The following is a 15,250-nucleotide window of genomic DNA, read 5'->3' on the forward strand; positions in this document are numbered from 1 at the left end:
GGCCCCCCCCCTACCCCCGTTTGGGGCCGCCGCGGTGCCCCGGGCCCCGCGCCGGGGTACTATGGTTGGCGCACTGGGGGGGGGGGCGCGGGCGGTTGGCCCGCCCCGCCACCAGAAGGGGTGAACGGTCGTAACTTTCCCGTGCGGATCGCGTTCGATCGCGCTAAGGGATCAAGCAGTTACGTTCCGTCAGGCAGCGGCCAGCTCTCGTCAAGCAGCGGCCAGCTCTCGTCGCGCGGCCCGCCGCCGGGCCGCGACCTGCGGGTCCAATGCCGGTACGGCGGCCAGGAGCTGCTTGGTGTACGGGTCCTGCGGGCTGTCGTACACCTCGTCGGCGGGGCCGGACTCGACGATCCGGCCGCGGCGCATCACCGCGACCCGGTCGCTCACCTGCCGCACGACGGCGAGGTCGTGCGCGATGAAGACGAGCGCGAGTCCGAGTTCGCGCTGCAACTCGCCGAGCAGGGCCACCACCTGGGCCTGGGTGGTCACGTCCAGGGCGGAGACGGGCTCGTCGCAGACGATCACGCGCGGGTCGGCCGCGAGCGCCCGCGCGATGCCCACGCGCTGGCGCTGGCCCCCGCTGAACTCGTGCGGGTAGCGGTCGTAGTGCGCCCCTTCGAGTCCCACGCGCTCCAGCAGTTCCGTCACGCGCCCCCTGATGCGCTTCTCGTCCCGCTCGCCACGCGCGCGCAGCGGGTCGGCTATCGACTCGCCCACGCTGCGGCGGGGGTTGAGGGAGGAGACGGGGTCCTGGAAGACCATCTGCACGGCCGGCCGCACACCCACGCGCGCGTGGCCCTCGTATCGGACCTCCCCCGCCGTCGGCTCCAGCAGCCCGACCAGCATCCGCCCGAGGGTCGTCTTGCCGCTGCCGCTCTCGCCCACGATCCCAACGGTCTCGCCCCGCCGGATCGTCAGCGACACGTCGTCCACGGCCGTGAACGCCCGCTTCCCGCGCCCGAATTCACGCCTGAGCCCGACGGCCTCCAGGACGACCTCCTCCGAGGGCTGGGAAGGTGCTCGTGGCGCGTCCACGCGCGGGACCGCGGCCAGCAGTTCGCGCGTGTACGGCTGGACGGGCGCCCCCAGGACGTCGGCGATCGCCCCGTGTTCCACCACGCGCCCGTGCCGCATGACGAGCACGTCGTCGACGCTCTCGGCGGCGACGCCCACGTCGTGCGTGACCAGCAGCAGCCCCATGCCGGTCTCCTCGCGCAACGTGTGCAGCAGGTCGAGGATCTGGGCCTGGACGGTGACGTCGAGCGCGGTGGTCGGCTCGTCGGCGATCAACAGGTCGGGCTCGCAGGCGAGCGCCATCGCGATGAGCGCGCGCTGGCGCATGCCGCCGCTGAACTCGTGCGGGCGGGACCGCGACCGGCGCTGTGCGTCCGGAATGCCCACCCGGTCCAGCACCTCCACGGCACGCGCACGTGCCGCTCGCCGAGACACGCGCGTGTGCACGCGGTACACCTCGGCGATCTGGTCGCCGATCGCGTAGTACGGGTCGAGCGAGGACAACGGGTCCTGGAAGACCATCGCGGCCTTCGCACCGCGCAGCCGCCGCAGTTCGTCGTCGGACGCCTTCTGTACGTCGACGCCGGCCACCTCGATCGAGCCGCCGACCCGCGCGCCCGTGCCGCGGTGCAGCCCGAGCAGGGCCGAGGCGACCGTGGACTTGCCGGAGCCGGACTCGCCGACCAGGGCGACCGCGGCCCCTTGCTTCAGGCTGAAGGAGAGGCCGTCGACGGCCCGCAGGTCGCCGAACTCGACGGACAGGTCCGTGACTTGGACGAGATTCACGTCAGCACCACCCGGACTCACCTCAGGACCACCCGGACTCACGTCGGTACCACCCGCACTCACGTCATTACCACCCGTCGGTCGGCCAGCGCGTACAGCACGTCCGCGACGGCGTTGGCGAGGACCACGAAGAACCCGATGACCAGGACCATGCCGACGACGACCGGCAGATCGACCACGTCGACGGCGTGGACGAGTTCCTGGCCGATGCCGGGGAGGCCGAAGAGGGTCTCGGTGAGGACCGCGCCGCCGATCGCCGAGCCGACGTTGTTGGCGTTGAGCGCGATGACGGGCGCCAGCGCGCCGCGCAGGGCATGGCGTCCGACGATCGTCCGCTCGGCGACGCCGTAGGCCCGGAAGGTGCGGATGTGGTCCTCGGCCAGCGTCTCCAGCATCGACGCCCTGGTCATCCGGGCGAAGGCCGCGGCCTCGATGAGGGCGAGCGAGAGCCAGGGCAGCAGGAGGTTCCACGCCCACTGCTCGGGGTCGTCGGTGAACTTCACGTACTGCGGGAAGGGCAGGAGTTGCAGTTCGCCGCAGACGACGATCATCAGGACGAGGCCGATGACGAAGACCGGGGTGGCCCAGCCGGCCAGGGTCAGGGCGGTCAGCAGCCGCTCGGTGAACCGGCCGCGCCGCCAGGCGGAGAGCACACCGGTGCCGACGCCGAGGATCAGCCACAGGACCATCGCGCCGAGCACGAGCGAGAGGCTCACCGGGAGCTTGGTCAGGATGATGTCCATGACCTGCTGGTCGCTCTGGTACGAGAGCCCGAGGCAGGGCGCCGAGCAATGCTCCACCGAGGTGCCGGTGGAGTAGTCCTGGCCCGCGACCAGACCCACCAGGAAGTGCCAGTAGCGCACGTACAGCGGGTCGTCGAGCTTGAGTTGCTGGGCGACCTGGTGCACCTGCTCCGGGGAGCAGCGCGGGCCGCAGGTGATCTGGGCGACGTTGCCGGGGGTGGCGTAGAAGACGACGTAGACGATCACCGAGATGGCCAGCAGGGTCACCACGGTGCCGACGGCGCGGCGCAGGACGAAGCCTCCGAAGCCGCTCATGCGGTCCCCTCCTTGCCGGCCTCGGTCGCGCTCGCGTCCTGGCCGGCCTCGGACGCGCCCTTGCCTGCCGCGCTCTCCGCCTTGCCGGCCTTCGCCTCGCGCTTGCGGCCCGTGCCCACGCTCAACCGCGAGGCGGCGCGCGGGTCCAGGGCGGTGCGGACACCGTCGCCGAGGACGGTGAGCGCGAGCACGGTGACGAACAGGGAGCCCGCCGGGAGCAGCAGGTACTGCGGGGCCGCCTGGTACCAGACGTCGGCCGCGGTGAGCATCTGTCCCCAGGACGGTGTCGGCGGCTTCACGCCGACGCCGAGGAAGGACAGGGCCGCCTCGACGCTGATGTTGACCGGCATGAGGATCGCCGCGTAGGTGATGACCGGCGCGGCGAGCCCGGGCAGCAGTTCCCTGCGGGCGATCCGCCAGGTGCCCCAGCCGCTGAGCCGGGCGGCGGAGACGTAGTCGAGCCCCTTGAGGGTGAGCGTCTGGGCGCGCACGATCTTCGCGATGTTGCCCCACGCGATGAACCCGATGACCAGGGTGACCAGCACGGGTCGCGGGAAGCTCGATGGGACGATCGCGAGCAGTGCCAACGCCATGATCATCAAGGGCATGGCGACAAAGATGTCCGTGATCCGGCTCAACAGTTGATCAACGCATCCACTGCCGAGCGCGGACGCGATGCCCATCACGACACCCACGAGGACCTGGATCACGGTCGCGGCGAACGCGACCCCCAGGGAGACACGGGCCCCGTAGACCAGCCGCGCGAACAGATCGCGCCCGGTCTGCGGTTCGAGGCCCAGCCAGTGGTCGCCGCTGATCCCGCCGAACGAGCCGATCGGCACGCCGCCGCGCGCGGAGTCGATGAGCGAGGGGTGGTAGGTGGTCGGGTCCTGGCCCTCGATCGCCGTGAGCAGCGGCGCGGCGAGCGCGACCAGGACCAGCAGCGCGACGACGGCCGCCGCGACGAGGGCGGCGCGCTGCGTGCGCAGCCGCCGCCAGAACTGACGGGCCCCCGAGACCCCCGGGACGGGTTCGATGCCCGTCCCGGGGGTCTCGGCGGCGACAAGTGCCTCGCTCACGGCGCTACTTGACCGCGACCTGTGAGATGTCCAGCACACCGGTCCAGTCGCTGATCACGACGTTCTTGATGTCCTGGCCGACCAGTCGCTTGTAGACGGGGTGGAACAGCGGCACGGTGAGCGCCTGCTCGCCGATCTTCTTGTCCAGTGCACCCCACCTCTTGGCCGCAGCGTCAAGATCGGTCAACTTGTTGATCGCGTCAATCTCGGCATTGACCGACTTGTCGTTCAACAGGCCGTTGTTGAAGTTGGATCCATCCTTGACGATCTGTCGGCCGTCGAAGATCGGGGCGAGGAAGGGGCCGCCGGAGGGCCAGTCGGCACCCCAGTGGGCGAGGAAGAAGCCGGGCTCGGTCTTCACGTTGTGGATCTTGTCCCGGTAGTCGTTGTCCTCCAGGCCCTGGAGCTTGACCGTGATGCCGGCCTTCTTGAGCGCGTCCTGTATCGCGGTCGCGATCTCGGGGCTGGTCTCGAAGTCCTTGCTGTTGGAGTGCGTCAGCGTGACGGTGAGCCCCTTCGGGTAACCGGCCTCCTTCAGCAGCTCCTTGGCCTTGGCCGCGTTGCCGGTCGCCCCCGCCGGGAAGAGGTCGTACGGCGTGTAGCCGAAGGACTTCTGGTTCGGCAGGAAGGTCGTCGCGGACTCGGCCAGCGCCGAGCCACCCGCCGCGTTGATCACGGACGAGCGGTCGATGGCGTACGAGACCGCCTCGCGCACCTTGGCGTTGTCGAACGGCTTCACGGTCGGGTTGAAGGCGATGTAGTTCGTGTAGCCGAAGTGCCCGGTGCCGACGCGCGCGGCCAGTTCCTTGTCGCCGGACACCTTGGCGAGTTCGGCCGGACCGAGGTTGGTGTCCGTGGTGACCGCGGTCGCGTCCGCCCCTTGGGACGCCGACAGCCGCTGGTTGATCACGGAGGAGTCGAGCCCCGACCGTACGTCGATCTTGTCCGGGTACGCCTTGCGCTCGTCGTCGACCGAGGCCGACCAGTACGTGTTGCGCTCCAGGACGAGGCGCTCACCGTCGTTCTCGTTCGTGACGACCTTGTAGGGGCCGGACGAGACCGGGTGCTCCTCGTACTTCGTGCCGGTGTCCTTGGCCTTGGGAACGGGCGTGGTCTGCGTCTGCGTGGCCAGGTACGGGAACTCGCCCTCGGGCTTGTTCAGGTGGAACACGATGGTCCGGCTGTCCGGCGTCTCGATCGCCGACAGGCCCTTCTTGTCCTTGTAGGGCCCCTGGTAGTCGGCCGCGCCGACCAGCCAGTCCCGCAGGTAGGGCGCACCACCGGACAGCTCGGGCGCGAAGGACCGCTCGATGCCGTACTTGATGTCGGCGGACGTGATCGCCGTGCCGTCCTCGTACTTGAGGCCCTTCTTCAGGGTGTACGTCCACTCGGTCGCGTCCTTGTTGGGGCGCCCGGTGTCGGTAGCGAGGTCCGGGACGACCTTGGCACCGGCCGCGCCGTTCTCGCGGTTGCGGGTGGTGAGCGTACGGAAGACCAGGGACGGGACGTTGCCGCCGCCCGAGGTGTAGAGGCGGGCCGGGTCGAAGTCCTGCTGCGGGTCGGAGTTCAGGACCGTGAGCGTGCCGCCCTTGTGCGGCGTGGAGTCGCCACCGCCGGAGCCCTTGGCATCGTTGTCGTCCGGTCCGCAGGCGGCGACACCCGCTGCCAGAACCAGGCCTACGGATGCCGCGAGCACTCTGCGGCTGTTTACGGACGGTTGACGCATCGGAATGACGACCTCTCGGGTGGCTCGAACCGCATGGCTCGAATGGTGAGACGGATTGACAAGGGGTGAGACGAAAGTGAACAGACGTCTGCCCGGGCGTCAGGTCGTCGAAAGGCCATGACCGGGTCACGGCGGAGAGAAGAGATCGCGACGCGAACGCCCAGGGGCGAACGTCAGCGACAGTGGATGTCGGCCACGCAGAGCGGGGTCACGCCGATGAGCGCCAGCTCGATGGCGGCGCTGTTCTCGACGGATTGACTAGACCACATGCGCAGCAATATGTATGACCGATCAACGCATGTCAATGTGACATAAGCACCACCGGTCACCCTGTGCGTCAACTTCCGGGGTACGCCCAGGGGTTGGGCAGACAGTGGATCCCGTCATGGTCCAGGAACTTCGTCTGCTGCTGCATCACAGGCGCGAGCTGGCCGTTCTTGTCGCAGGTCACGTGGTGGTAGCCCAGCCGGTGACCCACCTCATGGTTGATCAACATCTGCCGGTAGGCGTGAATCTCGTCACCGTAGGTCGTCGACCCCTGTGCCCATCTGTATGCGTTGATCATCACTCGTTCGGTGGCGGCCGAGTCGCAGGAGACGTTGTCCTCGGTGGTGTCCAGACCGGACTTGGCGCACCACTCGGCGGTCGTACCGGGGCTGGCGAGCGTGATCACGAAGTCCGGCTCACCGGAGTAGACGCGCTCGAAGGTACGGGCGCCGTTGTGCGCCCAGCTCCGGTCGTCGTTGAGCGTCTTCTGCACGGCGGCGGCGAACAGCTCCCCGTCGAGACCGAGCCCCTGCTCCACGTCCACGCGATACGTGTACTTCTGCCCCTTGCCGGGCGCCTTGGCGATCCCCGGGATCGCGTCGAACTTCCCCGACCCCTTGAGCTTGGCGCTCAGCGGGTACTTCTTGTCCATCTTCTGCGTGTACGTCAGCGTCGCCACGCTCGGCGACGAGGACGGCGTCGGCCGCCCGTCCCCGCGCGAGGACGAGTCCCGGGCGTCCCGCCCCTGATCCGTGGCCGCCTGCGTCCGTACGCCCTCGTCGTCCCGTCCGTCCGCGACCTGGCCGGCGACCACGACGGCCAGCACGGTGACGACGGCCGCGGCCGCGATACCGGTGAAGGCACGCCCCTTGGCGCCCTTGGCCGTCGCGGGCACGGAGGTCGGCGGCACGCCCTGGTCGTCGGCGTCGGTCTCGGAGGGGACACCGACGCCGGTGCGGCGGTCCCACTCGGTGCCGGAGTCGTAGAGGTCCGTCGCGGTCCGGCCGCGCGGGGCGAAGACGTCGTCGTCCTCACCGAAGGCATCGACGTAGTCCTGCCGCGCACCGCCCGAGGGCGCCTGCCGCCGCCGCGGCACCGCAGTACCGGGCCCCGTCGGACCCGCGCCCCTCAACTCGCCCCACCCGCCACCGGATTCACGCTGCTGCGGGTGCCCCCCACGTACCTGGGGGAAACCATGCGCGGGAGTCCCGTCGGGAAGCCGAGGCACTCCACGCGCGGGGGTGCCGTCCGGAAGGCGAGGAAATCCATGGGCGGGTGTGCCGTCCGGAAGCCGGGGAAATCCGTGCGCCGGTGTGCCGTCGGGAAGGCGAGGGAAGCCGTGCGCGGGGGTGCCGTCGGGAAGCCGAGGGAAACCGTGCGCAGGCGTCCCGTCCGGGAAGTGGGGCACTCCACGCGCGGGCGTGCCGTCGGGAAGTCGCGGTACCCCGCGCGCGGGCGTCCCGTCGGCGGCCCTCGGAAAGCCGTGTGCCGGCGTCCCGTCAGCCATCCGCGCCGCTCCGCTCCGACCGCCCGGACCGCCCGAGCCCTGCCACTGTCCCTGTTGTTGTCCCTGCTGCTGTTGGTGCTGCTGTTGCTGCCCCTGCCGCTGTCCTTGCTGAGGCCGGCCGCCCTGCTGCCACGCTCCGGGAGCCGCGCCAGGAACCGGACCGTCCCCGCGCCGAGGCCCGGGCACCTGAGGCACCGCACCGAAGCCGGGCACCCAGCGCGGACCCGCCGCGGACTCCGAAGCCGGACCCGGCCACTGCCGCTGCTGCCCCTGTTCCCGTTGCCGATCCTGCTGCCCCTGCCGGGAAGCCGCACTCGACTCCCCGCCCGCGGCAGCGGCGGACCCGGCCCCGGACTCCGATCGCGCCGTCCGAGCACCTCGCCCCGCGCCTATGTCGGCGGCCTCGCTCTTGGCGATACCGCGACGGCTGTGGCGTCCCACGTCCCCCCTCAGCTCCTCGCGCTCTCGCCGACTCCGTCACCCTCGCCGGCCACCTTCGCACGCCCCGTCCTCGAACCCACAGTCCTGGAGCGCTCGGGTTTCGCGCTCTCGCCGGCAGCGTCGTCCTTGACGCCACCGTCGCCGCGCCCGGCGACTGACGAGCCGTCGGCGACACCAGCACCGTAGGCACCAGGGGCCCCACCGGCCAAGTCGCCCCGCGCGTCGGAGGGCACCGACTCCCCCGTATCGGCGAGGAGTTCGCAGAAGCTGCGGGCCACCAGCTCCGGGTACTCCATCATCGCAACGTGCCCCGCGTCCGGCAGACTCAGCAGGCGGGAGTCGCGGAACGTGCGGGCCGCCTTGCGTGCCATGCGGTAGCCGACGAGCTGGTCCCGGCCGCCGTAGACGAGCAGGGTCGGCGCGAGGACGCGCTCGGCCTGGCGCCACAGCCCGTGCTGGCCGCCCAGCGTGTACGCGTTGACGATCCCGCGCGCGGAACGGGTCATCGCGTCCCAGAAGTACGGCAGTTGGAGCCGCCGCTCCATCTCCTCCACGGCGTCGTGGAGGCCTTCCGGCGTCACCATGCCGGGGTCGCCGTAACACAGCGTCAGAACGCCGTGGACGCGCTGCTCCGCCGTCCACTCCCGGGTGAGCCGGGTGAACAGTCCGGTCACCCCGGGCAGCGCCATCAGCACCGTGGGCACGGCGCTGCGCTGCACGCGGATCTCGGGCAGCGCCGGCGAGACGAGGGTCAGCGTGCGCACCAGGTCGGGCCGGAGCGCCGCGACGCGCGTGGTGACCGCGCCGCCGAGCGAGTTGCCGAAGAGGTGCACGGGACCGCGCCCGGCCGCGTCGAGGTAGCGGATCACCGCGCGCGCGTGCCCGGTGATCGAGTAGTCGCCGTCGTCCGGTGGCGGGGAGTCGCCGAAGCCCGGCAGATCGAGGGCCTCGCCGTCGACGACGCCCTCCAGGCGCTCCATCAGTACCGACCAGTTCTGCGAGGAACCGCCCAGGCCATGGACGTAGAGCGCGGGCGGCAGCCCTTCGCGCGCGGGGGGTCGCGAACGGATCGTCAGTGTGATGCCCGGCAGCCCGACCGATCTGAGCCGCTCGCCGTCCGCGACCCTGACGGGAGACACCTTCGGGAGCACATTGGACGCCGGCACGGACGGCGGCTCGGTCGAAGACATGCGGCAATGTTACGAGACGATCACGTAGGGGCTCGTGTGTTCGCCGTCACAGATCGCACGCACGGTCGCATAGCGTCCGGATCCGGTGTCTCCTACGCTCGTGGAGAGGGCACCCGCTTGTAGCCCCTGCTTCTTCCGGGGACATTCGTAGGAAGGGAGCCCATCATGGCCATCGACCCCACCGATCCCGAGACATTCCAGGACGAGCGCGCCGAGGAAGCGACGGAGATCGACGTGGAGGCACCGGAGGCGGACGCGGCGGAGCAGCACGCCGATGTCGTGCCCGACCGCGACGAGCCGCTGGAGGACGCCGACCAGGACAGGGCGGCCGAGGCCGACCTGATCGAACAGCGCAGGGTCGTCTCGCTGGACGAGGACGACTACCGCTGAGGACGACCGCTTGCCACCGAAGACAACGAAGTCGACGGCCCCTGACCGGGCGGAAGAGCCTCTTTTGCCCACATCGAAGAGGTCCGAAACCGCCTTTTCGGGTATCACCACGGTCCCGTCCGTGAAATTCTGCGCTCGCACCGCGCACACCACGGTTACCGAAAAGTACGATGGCGACGCGGCGCTCACCGCAAGAGGACGACTTTGGGAGGCGGCGTGACAGCCATCGAGCAGACAGAGGCCGCGCGCCCGAGGGGTACGCGCCTGCCGCGCCGTGCCCGACGGAACCAGCTGCTGGGCGCCGCGCAGGAAGTGTTCGTGGCGCAGGGCTACCACGCGGCGGCGATGGACGACATCGCCGAGCGGGCGGGCGTCAGCAAGCCGGTGCTCTACCAGCACTTCCCCGGCAAGCTCGACCTCTACCTGGCACTTCTCGACCAGCACTGCGAGTCGCTGATCCAGTCGGTACGCGTGGCGCTCGCGTCGACGACCGACAACAAGCAGCGCGTGCGCGCGACCATGGACGCCTATTTCGCGTACGTCGAGGACGACGGCGGCGCCTTCCGCCTGGTCTTCGAGTCGGACCTGACGAACGAGCCCGCCGTGCGCGAGCGCGTGGACAAGGTGACGAACGAGTGCGCCGAGGCGATCTGTGAGGTCATCGCCGAGGACACCGGCCTCTCCCAGGCGGAGTCGATGCTGCTGGCCTCCGGGCTCGGCGGGCTCGCCCAGGTGGTGGCCCGCTCCTGGCTGCACAGCGACCGCAGCGTCCCGCGCGACCAGGCGGTGCAGCTGCTGACCTCGCTGGCCTGGCGCGGTATCGCGGGCTTCCCGCTGCACGGCACCGACCAGCACCACTGACGCCACCGTGGCCCCGGGCGGCCGTTTGTTCCCGTCCGTTGTTCGCTCCTGGCGTTGGGGCGCGGACCGTGCACGTCCCCTCACCGGGCTAATGTGTGCTGGGTAGGGCGCGGACAGGTCGCGCACTTCATGACCGTCGGAGGGACATAGCCGTGGAGGTCAAGATCGGCGTGCAGCACGCGCCCCGCGAGATCGTTCTGGAGAGCGGTCAGAGTGCCGAGGAGGTCGAGCGGATCGTGGCCGAGGCACTGGCCGGGAAGTCGCAGCTGCTGACCCTCGTGGACGAGCACGGCCGCAAGGTCCTCGTCCCGGCCGAGCGACTCGCCTACGTCGAGCTGGGTGAGGCGGCCCCGCGCAAGGTGGGCTTCGGCGCGCTCTAGGCACACGCGGACAGAGGGGCCCGGCGACTTTCGGTCGCCGGGCCCCTCTGCCGTTCTCCCCGCTGTTCTCCCTGTTGCTCTTCGTTGCTCTTCTCCACAAACGGAGCACAAGTCATCCACAGGGGAGGATTGCATTCCGCAGGTCACGGGTATGACGGCCTACGAACGTGATGCGCAGGCAGGCCATGTGGGAGGGACCCCTCGTGATGTTGTTTGAAGCGCTCGCCGCCGCCGTTCTCGGTCTGGTGCTGGCGGCCGTGACATCCCATCGGCTGGCACACCGCCTACCGACCCGTTCCCTGGTCCTGGCCACCGGCGTCGCCGGCGCCCTCTTCGGCGCCTTCGTCACCCACAGCGCCCTCGACCCGGGCAACCTCTTCGTGATCCTCCTGGGCGCGGCAGTAATCTCCGCCGCGTCCCTCTCCCTACTGCTCCGCCCGAGCCGCAGACTCGGCCGCCGCTCAGCCCCGGCGTAGGGCGGTAGGGCGGGAAGACAGGCGGCGCAATCAAGTCGCCCCAGGGTCAACGCCGTTGGGGGGCGCGGGGAACTGCGCGACCAGCCCCCACGGGCCGCAGCCGCGAAACCCCCCGCAACCACCCCCCACAGAGCGCTACGCGGCCAACCCCAACGCAGCCATCCGCTTGGTGTGAGCCTCGGTAATACGCGAGAACATCCGCCCCACCTCAGCAAGATCGAACCCGTCGGCCACGCCACCAACAAGCATCGTCGACAACGCATCCCTGTCAGCGACAACCCGCTGGGACTGCGACAACGCCTCCCCCATCAACCGCCGAGCCCACAACGCGAGCCGCCCACCCACACGCGGCTCCGCATCGATCGCGGCCCGCACCTTCTCCACCGCGAACCCCGCGTGCCCGGTGTCGTCGAGAACGGCCAGCACCAGCTCCCGCGAATCCGTGTCGAGCCGCGCGGCGACCTCCCGGTAGAAGTCGGACGCGATCGAGTCACCGACGTACGCCTTGACGAGCCCCTCCAGCCAGTCCGAGGGCGCCGTCTGCCGGTGGAACCCGTCCAGCGCGGCGACGAACGGCTGCATCGCGTGCGTGGGCTCCTCGCCGATCTCCGTGAGCCGGTCCCGAAGCCTCTCGAAGTGGTGGAACTCGGCCGACGCCATCTTCGCCAGCTCCGCCTTGTCCGCCAGCGTCGGCGCCAGCTTGGCGTCCTCCGCGAGCCGCTCGAACGCGGCCAGCTCCCCGTACGCCAGCGCGCCGAGCAGGTCGACGACCGCGGCACGGTACTGCGGGTCGGCGGCGGCCGTCGCCCAGTCCTGGGCGGCGACCCCGGTGTGCTCGACGGAGGCGTCGGCAGTCGCCTCTCCGGTCGTCTCCCCGGTTGCGTCGGAGGCGTTGTCAGGCTTGTCAGAGGTCGTCATGAAGCGCACAATAGCCCGCTCGCCGCGAGGCGGAAGTCCCTGGTCAATCAGTGTGACGACGACTACGTGACCAATTCGGCCATCGCGTGTGCACGTTTCCGGGGTATGGTGGTAATGCGCCTGCTGAGTACGCACGTCCATAACGACGACGTACCTCGTGCGGCCGCACGTTTGAGGATGCCCGGTCGGTGGCCCGATCGGCTCCGACCCGACAGCCCTCTGGGCCGTGCGCACTCTGCGCACGGAGTACGGAGGGAACCCTCAGCGGTACGAGCGCTAGAGCGTCGGCAGAGGTCCCGTGCCCTGCGGCCCGATGTCCGTAAGGCAGCCGACGTCCCCGGCACGGTCCGTCAACGACCCCTTCGCTCGCCTCGCGCCGCGCACACAGAAGAGGCAAAACCCTGACTACGACGTTCAGAGATCTCGGAATCCTTCCCGAGACCGCCGAGGCGCTTGAAGCCGTCGGCATCATCACTCCCTTCCCCATCCAGGAGATGACCCTCCCCGTAGCCCTCTCGGGCACGGACGTCATCGGCCAGGCCAAGACCGGCACCGGCAAGACGCTGGGCTTCGGCCTCCCGCTCCTCGAGCGCGTCACCGTCCCGGCCGACGTAGAGGCCGGCCGCGCCAAGCCCGAGGCCCTCACCGACGCCCCTCAGGCGCTCGTCGTCGTCCCCACGCGCGAGCTCTGCACGCAGGTCACCAACGACCTGCTGACCGCGGGCAAGGTCCGCAACGTACGCGTGACCGCGATCTACGGCGGCCGTGCCTACGAGCCCCAGGTCGAGGCCCTTCGGAAGGGCACCGACGTCATCGTCGGCACCCCGGGCCGACTGCTCGACCTCGCGGGCCAGAAGAAGCTCAACCTCAAGCACATCAAGGCGCTCGTCCTGGACGAGGCCGACGAGATGCTCGACCTGGGCTTCCTGCCCGACGTCGAGAAGATCATCAACTTCCTGCCGGCCAAGCGTCAGACCATGCTGTTCTCGGCGACCATGCCGGGTGCGGTCATCGGCCTGGCCCGCCGCTACATGTCGCAGCCCACGCACATCCGCGCCACCGCGCCGGACGACGCGGGCGCGACGGTGGCGAACACCGCGCAGCACATCTACCGCGCGCACAACATGGACAAGCCCGAGCTGGTCTCGCGCATCCTCCAGGCCGACGGCCGGGGCCTGGTCATGGTCTTCTGCCGCACCAAGCGCACCGCGGCCGACCTCGCCGACCAGCTCAAGCAGCGCGGTTTCGCCGCCGGCGCGGTCCACGGCGACCTCGGCCAGGGCGCCCGCGAACAGGCGCTGCGCGCCTTCCGCAACGGCAAGGTGGACGTGCTCGTCTGCACCGACGTCGCCGCCCGCGGCATCGACGTCGAGGGCGTGACACACGTCATCAACTACCAGTCCCCCGAGGACGAGAAGACGTACCTGCACCGCATCGGCCGTACCGGTCGCGCGGGTGCCAAGGGCATCGCGATCACCCTCGTCGACTGGGACGACATCCCGCGCTGGCAGCTCATCAACAAGGCGCTGGACCTCGGTTTCAACAACCCGCCGGAGACGTACTCCACGTCCCCGCACCTCTTCGAGGAACTGAACATCCCCGCGGGCACCAAGGGTGTCCTGCCCCGGGCCGAGCGCACCCGCGCCGGTCTCGAGGCGGAGGTGCTCGAGGACCTGGGCGAGACGGGCGGCCGTGGCGGCCCGCGCGGCCGCGGCGGACGAGGTGACCGCGACGGACGAGGCGACCGTGACCGCGGCGATCGGGGTGACCGGAACGAGTCCCGCTCCGGCGACCGCGAGCGTCCCGCGCGTACGCCCCGCAGCCGTCGTCGGACGCGCAACGGAACGCCGCTGGACGGTGCGACCGCCACGACCGCGCCGGTGTCCGCGGTGCCCGAGGCCGAGGAGGCCACCGGCACGCGTACCCCGCGCCGTCGGCGCCGTACCCGTAACGGTGCGTCGGAGCCGGTGACGGTTGTCGCGGCCGTACCGACCGAGGCCGCCGAGGCCGCGGTCACCACGGCGGAGGGCCCTGCCCTGGACGCCCCTGAGACCGCGTCGAAGTCGCGCCGCCGCCGGACCCGCCGGTCCGCGGAGACGCCGGTGGAGGCCACGCAGGCCGCCGTCGCAGTAGCGGCTCCGGTTGTCGTGGAAGCTCCGGTCGTCGTGGCGACCCCGGTCACCGTGACGGAGCCGGAGGCTCCCGCCGCCCCGCGTCGTCGTACGCGCAAGGCGACGGCCGCCGCCGAGACCGCCGTGGACACGGTGGAGACCAAGCCGAGGGCTCGCCGCACCCGCAAGGCCGCCGAGCCGGCCGTCGCCGCGGAGACCACCGAGGTCGCCGACGTCATCGAACTGGCCGAGGCCAAGCCGCGCCGCACCCGCAAGGTCGCCGCTGCCGCCGAGACCGCCGTGGACACGGCGGAGGCCACGGAGACCAAGCCCAGGGCCCGCCGCACCCGCAAGACCGCCGAGCCCGTGGAAGCGGTGGCGGAGGTCACGGAGCTGGCCGAGGCGAAGCCGCGCCGTACCCGGAAGGCCGCGGCGACCGCCGAGGCCGTCGTGGACACGGCCGAGGCCACCGAGGCCAAGCCCAAGGTCCGCCGCACCCGCAAGGCCGCGACCGCCGCCCCGGAGACCGCCGCGGTCATCGAGGCGCCGGCCGAGGTCAAGCCGCGTCGCACCCGCAAGGTCGCCGCCGCTGCCGAGACCGCCGTGGACACGGCGGAGGGCACGGAGACCAAGCCCAAGACCCGCCGCACCCGCAAGACCGCGGCGGCCGTCACGGCCGACATCCCGGCCCAGGCCGTGGAGGAGCCGGCGACCAAGCCGCGCCGTACCCGGAAGGCCGCGGCGACCGCCGAGACCGTCCCGGAGCCGACCGAGGCAAAGCCCAAGACGGTACGGCGTACCCGCAAGGCGACCGCCACAGCCACGGAGCCCGCGGACAGCTGACCGCGCACTCTCCCCGACGGCCCGGCCCACGTCCTGTGGGCCGGGCCGTCGGCGTTTCCGCCCACGCCCTCGTCGGGAGCCACGCTCTCCTCGGCCCGCCCGTGCTCCGACTCCGCGCCCACCCGGCTCGCTCCACCCCGATCGCCCCCTCCCGCTCGCACCACCGCGGTCCGCCCCGAACCGCATGACACTTCTGGTAC

General features: G+C 70.8%; 13 protein-coding genes. 5 read left to right on the forward strand and 8 right to left on the reverse strand.

Going from position 1 to position 15,250, the window contains the following annotated elements; translation table 11 throughout:
- Nucleotides 1–210: 210 nt before the first annotated feature.
- From ACIP6U_RS04955 to ACIP6U_RS04985, 7 genes are all read right to left on the reverse strand, one after another.
- Nucleotides 211–1,803 carry a dipeptide ABC transporter ATP-binding protein gene (locus ACIP6U_RS04955; protein WP_401713127.1) on the reverse strand — a complete coding sequence of 531 codons (1,593 nt, stop codon included), beginning with the start codon at nucleotides 1,801–1,803 and terminating at the stop codon, nucleotides 211–213.
- A gap of 59 nt (nucleotides 1,804–1,862) precedes the next feature.
- Complete coding sequence (locus ACIP6U_RS04960) at nucleotides 1,863–2,861, reverse strand: ABC transporter permease (protein ID WP_401713130.1); 999 nt, start codon at nucleotides 2,859–2,861, stop codon at nucleotides 1,863–1,865.
- Entirely contained in the window at nucleotides 2,858–3,940 is a 1,083-nt protein-coding gene (locus ACIP6U_RS04965) for an ABC transporter permease (RefSeq protein ID WP_401713133.1), read from the reverse strand. The genes ACIP6U_RS04960 and ACIP6U_RS04965 overlap by 4 nt, the downstream gene beginning before the upstream one ends.
- A gap of 4 nt (nucleotides 3,941–3,944) precedes the next feature.
- Entirely contained in the window at nucleotides 3,945–5,666 is a 1,722-nt protein-coding gene (locus tag ACIP6U_RS04970; RefSeq protein ID WP_401713136.1) for an ABC transporter substrate-binding protein, read from the reverse strand.
- Between the two features lie 173 nt (nucleotides 5,667–5,839).
- Nucleotides 5,840–5,935: an Ms4533A family Cys-rich leader peptide gene (locus tag ACIP6U_RS04975; protein ID WP_401713139.1), complete on the reverse strand. Its 96-nt coding sequence runs from the start codon at nucleotides 5,933–5,935 to the stop codon at nucleotides 5,840–5,842.
- Between the two features lie 68 nt (nucleotides 5,936–6,003).
- Nucleotides 6,004–7,440 (reverse strand): DUF3152 domain-containing protein, encoded by a 1,437-nt coding sequence (locus ACIP6U_RS04980; protein ID WP_401713142.1) that lies wholly within the window; start codon nucleotides 7,438–7,440, stop codon nucleotides 6,004–6,006.
- Between the two features lie 449 nt (nucleotides 7,441–7,889).
- A complete protein-coding gene (locus ACIP6U_RS04985) occupies nucleotides 7,890–9,071 on the reverse strand; it encodes an alpha/beta fold hydrolase (protein ID WP_401713145.1) in 1,182 nt (393 codons plus the stop codon).
- Between the two features lie 165 nt (nucleotides 9,072–9,236).
- On the opposite strand from ACIP6U_RS04985, the gene ACIP6U_RS04990 reads away from it, so the two are divergent.
- The 4 genes from ACIP6U_RS04990 to ACIP6U_RS05005 all read left to right on the forward strand — a co-directional run bounded on the left by ACIP6U_RS04990 (nucleotide 9,237) and on the right by ACIP6U_RS05005 (nucleotide 11,178).
- Entirely contained in the window at nucleotides 9,237–9,461 is a 225-nt protein-coding gene (locus tag ACIP6U_RS04990) for a hypothetical protein (protein ID WP_401713148.1), read from the forward strand.
- 216 nt (nucleotides 9,462–9,677) lie between these two features.
- Nucleotides 9,678–10,322 (forward strand): TetR/AcrR family transcriptional regulator, encoded by a 645-nt coding sequence (locus tag ACIP6U_RS04995; RefSeq protein WP_123997902.1) that lies wholly within the window; start codon nucleotides 9,678–9,680, stop codon nucleotides 10,320–10,322.
- Between the two features lie 152 nt (nucleotides 10,323–10,474).
- Nucleotides 10,475–10,702: a DUF3107 domain-containing protein gene (locus tag ACIP6U_RS05000; RefSeq protein ID WP_123997903.1), complete on the forward strand. Its 228-nt coding sequence runs from the start codon at nucleotides 10,475–10,477 to the stop codon at nucleotides 10,700–10,702.
- Between the two features lie 206 nt (nucleotides 10,703–10,908).
- Entirely contained in the window at nucleotides 10,909–11,178 is a 270-nt protein-coding gene (locus ACIP6U_RS05005) for a hypothetical protein (protein ID WP_401713152.1), read from the forward strand.
- 135 nt (nucleotides 11,179–11,313) lie between these two features.
- Here ACIP6U_RS05005 and ACIP6U_RS05010 read toward each other — a convergent pair whose 3' ends face one another.
- Nucleotides 11,314–12,096 (reverse strand): ferritin-like fold-containing protein, encoded by a 783-nt coding sequence (locus ACIP6U_RS05010; RefSeq protein ID WP_401713154.1) that lies wholly within the window; start codon nucleotides 12,094–12,096, stop codon nucleotides 11,314–11,316.
- Between the two features lie 494 nt (nucleotides 12,097–12,590).
- Between ACIP6U_RS05010 and ACIP6U_RS05015 the strand changes: the two genes are divergently transcribed.
- Nucleotides 12,591–15,050 (forward strand): DEAD/DEAH box helicase, encoded by a 2,460-nt coding sequence (locus ACIP6U_RS05015; protein ID WP_401713157.1) that lies wholly within the window; start codon nucleotides 12,591–12,593, stop codon nucleotides 15,048–15,050.
- The last annotated feature ends 200 nt before the right edge of the window (nucleotides 15,051–15,250 follow it).

The organism is Streptomyces sp. NPDC088794 (genome assembly GCF_044750545.1).
Classification (GTDB): domain Bacteria; phylum Actinomycetota; class Actinomycetes; order Streptomycetales; family Streptomycetaceae; genus Streptomyces.